4 protein-coding genes and 4 tRNA genes are annotated in these 5,055 nt (G+C 59.8%); all 8 read left to right on the top strand.

The window, feature by feature from the left end; genetic code table 11:
* Positions 1–387 (top strand): tetratricopeptide repeat protein (locus H5U38_07140; protein MBC7186791.1); only part of this gene is annotated, 387 nt, incomplete at its 5' end.
* Between the two features lie 100 nt (positions 388–487).
* Positions 488–1,399, top strand: a complete 912-nt coding sequence (locus H5U38_07135) for a DUF362 domain-containing protein (protein ID MBC7186790.1) — start codon at positions 488–490, stop codon at positions 1,397–1,399.
* 174 nt (positions 1,400–1,573) lie between these two features.
* Entirely contained in the window at positions 1,574–3,022 is a 1,449-nt protein-coding gene (locus H5U38_07130) for a 4Fe-4S binding protein (protein MBC7186789.1), read from the top strand.
* A 77-nt stretch (positions 3,023–3,099) separates the two neighbouring features.
* Positions 3,100–3,174 (top strand) — tRNA-Gly (locus H5U38_07125).
* Between the two features lie 6 nt (positions 3,175–3,180).
* Positions 3,181–3,253 (top strand) — tRNA-Cys (locus H5U38_07120).
* Between the two features lie 24 nt (positions 3,254–3,277).
* A tRNA-Leu gene (locus H5U38_07115) sits at positions 3,278–3,363 on the top strand.
* 104 nt (positions 3,364–3,467) lie between these two features.
* Positions 3,468–3,544: transfer RNA gene (locus H5U38_07110), tRNA-Val, on the top strand.
* Positions 3,505–5,055 (top strand): threonine--tRNA ligase (gene thrS, locus H5U38_07105; protein MBC7186788.1); only part of this gene is annotated, 1,551 nt, incomplete at its 3' end. The genes H5U38_07110 and thrS, both read left to right, overlap by 40 nt.

Here is a 5,055-nt window from a genome sequence, read left to right as displayed (position 1 = left end):
GAGGCGTTCAGGAAAGCCACGCAGCTTGACCCGAACTACTATCAGGCCTTCAGCAGTCTTGGGGTAGCGCTCTCCGACCAGGGGAAACTCCAAGAGGCAATTCTCGCGCACGAAACTGCCTTGGCCATCAAGGAAAACTACTTCTACAGCTACTATCGTCTGGCGGAGCTCTACAACAACGTGGGCAGGTACCAGGATGCCCTCGAGGCTGCAGAACAATGCCTCAAATACAAAGAAGGGTACGCACCGGCGCAGTTTGAGGCTGCCCGCGCGGCCGAGGCATTGGGGGACAAGGCGAAAGCCCTGGCCTACTACGAACTTGCCGCGAAGGACAGACGGTGGGCGCCAGCAGCACAGTACCATATTGAGGAACTGAAGAAGAAGTAGCCGACGAAAGGGTGGGATTTGAAGACCCGTCTCGTGGACGGGTCTTCTTTTTCTTGCCAGAAAGGCGAGCTGTACTTTCGGGTATTTCCCAATGCCGGATATCAACCGCAGAGAATTTCTGGTCAAGTCTGCTGCCTGCCTTGCCGCGGGCGCATGTGCCGGACCATGGGCGCGCCTTGCGTCGCTTGCGAAAGCGCAACCTGCCGTGGACCTCGCCGTAGTCCAAGGTCCGTCGCCGCGCGCCAATGTGCGCAAAGCCATTTCGCTGCTGGGAGGTATCTCGGCATTCGTGCGGCGTGGCGATGTCGTGGTCGTGAAGCCGAACATGGCCTGGGACCGGCTACCTGAGCACGCGGCCAACACTGATCCAGAGGTTGTTGCGGAGATTGTCCGCCTCTGCCTGGAGGCCGGCGCGCGCAAGGTCAAAGTCTTCGACCGGACCTGCAACGAGGCGCGAAGGTGTTACCTGCGCAGTGGCATCCAAAAAGCGGCGGAGAAAGAAGGAGCAGAGGTGCCCTTCGTGCTTGAGCAGCGATTCGTGAAAATGTCCATCCCGGAGGGCGAGGAGCTCAAGTCTTGGTTGTTTTATCGCGATGCCGTGGAAGCCGACGTCCTGATCAATGTGCCGGTACTGAAGAGCCATTCGGTATCGGGGCTCACCATTGGCCTGAAGAACCTCATGGGCATATTGGGCGGCGACCGTGGGCAGCTTCACCATCGCTTTGACAAGAAAATCGTGGACATCAACACCGTAGTCCGTCCCCAGCTGACGCTCCTGGATGCGACGCGCGTCCTGCTCCGCAATGGGCCGCAGGGGGGCAACTTGCGCGACGTGCAGCAGATGGATACGGTCGTCGCCGGTGTTGACCGCGTCGCCGTGGATGCCTACGGCGCAGTTCTCTTTGGCCGCGACCCGGCTCAGTTGGGCTTTCTCGTGGAGGCGCAGCGACGTGGGCTCGGCGTGCTGGACGTGAAACGGCTGCGCGTTGAGAAAGTGTCCCTCGCCGCCTAAGGCGACGGGGAGGCCAAGGCCAGGTCCTCTTCGCGCGAACGGTTAGTACTCTTCCTCGCATACACCGGACTCTCAATGATGCGCACTGCCCGGCGAATCTCCCAAGTCTTTTTCCTATTCTTTTTTCTTTGGCTAATCTGGCGGGCGACTTACCCGTACGAGGGTCCCATTCCCGTGGACTTGTTTCTACGCGGCAGCCCTCTCGTGGCAGTGGCAACGATCCTGGCCACTCGGTCATGGGTCACTCACGTCTTCCTGGGGCTGGTGGTCTTGGCGTTGACTGTCCCTCTGGGCCGCGTGTTTTGCGGGTGGGTCTGTCCTCTCGGTTCCACGCTGGATGTGGTGCACAAGATTTCGTTGAGGAAGAGGAAGGAGCTCAAGAAACCATCGCCAACTCGGTGGCGGTGGGTAAAGTTCGCGATTCTGGTCGGCATACTGGTGGGCGCAGCCCTTGGCACCCAGATGCTCTGGCCGTTTGACCCCATCGTGATCCTCACGCGCACAGCCGATGTTGCCCTTTACCCTCTTTTCACGATAGCCGTCTCGAGTCTCCTCGCCGTTATGGTGCGCGTTCCTTTCCTGGAGGGTGCGGCGTACCGCGCTTACTCGTTCTTGCATGCAGCCTGGTTCCCTCTCCAGCAGCCGTCTTTCCGCTTGGTAGAGCTTTTCTTTGTGCTTTTTGTGGTTATCCTCGCCTTGGAAAAGGCAAGCAGTCGGTTTTGGTGCAGGAACCTCTGTCCCCTTGGCGCACTGCTGGGGTTCTTCTCACAGTTCCGCCTGCTGCATAGGCAGGTCGACGAGAGTTGTACCGCCTGTGGGTTGTGCAGGGCGCGGTGTCGAATGAACGCCGTGGAAGACGACTATGTGACCACTTCAGCGGTGGAATGCATCGCCTGTGGCGAGTGTGTGTCTGTCTGTGCGCCAAGAGCTACCCATTACGCATTCCGCAAGCCCGCGAGGTCGGGGACGGTTGACCTGGACCGGCGCCGGTTCATGGGGGCGACAGTTGCCAGTCTTGCTACCGTCGGTCTGCTGGGTATTGGCTTCGCTGACCGAGGGAGACGGGGAAGTGTAATCCGGCCGCCGGGTGCCCTGCCTGAGGCCGATTTTCTTGACCGGTGCGTCCGTTGCCAGGAGTGCGTCAAAGTCTGCTCCAGCACCGGCGGTTGTTTGCAGCCCTCCCTTTGGGAAAGCGGCTTGATCGGGCTGTGGACACCCGTTGCAAAGCCCCGCGAGGGGTATTGTGAGTACAACTGCAACTTGTGCGGGCAGGTCTGCCCCACGGGTGCCATCCAGAGGTTGCCCTTAGAGGTGAAGCAGCGGACGAAGATGGGGTTGGCCTTCTTCGACAAGAGTCGCTGCATTCCCTGGTACCGTGGCGAGGACTGCCTTGTCTGCGAGGAACACTGTCCTGTGCCGGACAAAGCCATCCGTTTTGACCAGCGCATGGTGCGGCGCCCGGATGGATCGGAGGGGCTCGTCAAGCTGCCCTATGTGGTCGAGGAGCTGTGCATCGGGTGCGGCATTTGCGCCACCAAATGCCCTGTGGTCGGACAGGGGGGCATTTTTCTGACGAATGCCAATGAGCAGCGCTGGATAGATTCCCAGTTCTCCTCACAATAGCGCGCCACTGGGGGTGTGCAGCACGGACGAAAAAAATGCTTGCATGCCAAAGAACTTTTGCTTATATTTGAAGCACCGCGGGAGTAGTTCAGTGGTAGAACACCACCTTGCCAAGGTGGGGGTCGCGGGTTCAACCCCCGTCTCCCGCTCCACGCACGGGCGGCGTAGCCAAGTGGCTAAGGCGGAGGTCTGCAAAACCTCTATTCATCGGTTCGACTCCGATCGCCGCCTCAGCTGTAATCGAAGCCGCATTGCGCCGGGGTGGCGGAACTGGTAGACGCTAGGGACTTAAAATCCCTTGGACTTCCGGGTCCGTGCCGGTTCGACTCCGGCCCTCGGCACGACATTGGGACAAACGGACATAGACCACCAGTGCCATATACATAGACAGGAAGCGTGACCACTGTTCGTACATGGCACGCTTTTTTTCTTCCATGATGGCTTTGGGCGGTTAGCTCAGTTGGTCAGAGTACTTGCTTGACATGCAAGGGGTCACTGGTTCAAATCCAGTACCGCCCACCAATGTCTCCCAATTGCGGCTTCCGCAATTTTTTTGTATATGCGCAAACTTAGCCCGACGGACAGCCTTGGACAAGATCCAGATACGTCTCCCGGACAACTCCACATTTGAATGCGCGCCTGGCGTGACCCCAGCGGAAATTGCGCGGAAGGTGGGGGGAGCTCTTTCTGCCAAGGCGCTGGCTGCACTCGTGAACGGGCAGGTACTCGACCTGAACGCACCCATTCGCTCGGACGCCGACGTGCGTATCCTCACTTTTGACGACGAGCAAGGTCGAGAGGTCTACTGGCACAGCAGCGCGCACGTGATGGCCCATGCCGTCAAGCGCCTGTTTCCTGAGGCGCGCTTTGGCGTAGGTCCTGCTATTGAGGCCGGGTTCTACTACGACATCGACGTAGGGGCGCCGTTCACGCCGGAAGACCTCGCCAGGATCGAGGCAGAGATGCGGGCCATCGTGCAGGAGGACAACCCCTTCCGTCGCAAGGAGGTGACGAAGGAAGAGGCGGTGCAGCTGTTCCAGCAGCGGGGCGAGACCTACAAGCTCGAGCTGCTGGCAGCTATGGATGAGCAACCCGTCATCTACGAGGAAGGGGATTTTGTCGATCTGTGCCGCGGCCCGCATGTGCCGTCAACTGGGCTCATTAAGCATTTCAAGCTGCTGAGCGTGGCTGGAGCGTACTGGCGTGGTGACGAGCACAATCCCATGCTGCAGCGCATCTACGGGATTTCTTTCCCGCAGAAGGCGCAACTGGACGAGTATCTCGAGCGTCAGGAGGAAGCGCGCAAGCGGGACCATCGGCGACTGGGCAAGGAGCTGGACCTCTTCAGCATCTCGGAAGAAGTGGGCCCGGGGTTAGTGCTCTGGCATCCCAAAGGAGCGCTCGTCCGCGCCATCATCGAAGAGTTTTGGCGGCGTGAGCACTTGCAGCACGGGTACGAGCTCCTCTACAGCCCCCACATTGCGCGCCTGGACCTGTGGGGCCGGAGCGGGCACCTGGACTTTTTCCGCGAGAACATGTTCACTCCCAACGAGGTCGAGGAGGTCCCCTATCAAATCAAGCCGATGAACTGCCCATTCCACTTGGTGGTGTACAAGAGCCGTACCCGAAGCTACCGTGAGCTTCCCTTGCGTTGGGCAGAACTGGGAACCGTGTACCGCTACGAGCGGTCCGGGGTACTCCACGGCTTGCTGCGCGTGAGGGGCTTCACGCAGGACGACGCGCACCTTTTCTTGCGGCCGGACCAGCTGGACGCCGAGATTGCGGGCGTACTCGACCTGACCCTGTACATGCTCGGTTCCTTCGGGTTCCACGACTACGAGGTTTTCCTGTCCACGAGGCCGGAGCGCTATGTAGGTACGTTGGAAAACTGGGAGCGGGCCACGGCCGCCCTCCGTGAGGCGTTGGAGCGCAAAGGCATGGCCTACAAGGTGGACCCCGGTGAGGGTGTCTTCTACGGGCCAAAAATCGACATCAAGATCAAAGATGTGCTGGGACGCTCCTGGCAGTGCACG

The sequence above is a fragment of the Calditrichota bacterium genome, from assembly GCA_014359355.1.
Lineage (GTDB): Bacteria > Zhuqueibacterota > Zhuqueibacteria > JANLFK01 > Oleimicrobiaceae > Oleimicrobium.
The sequence above is the reverse complement of the archived record's forward strand: the minus strand, read 5'-3'. Positions and strand labels throughout refer to the sequence as shown.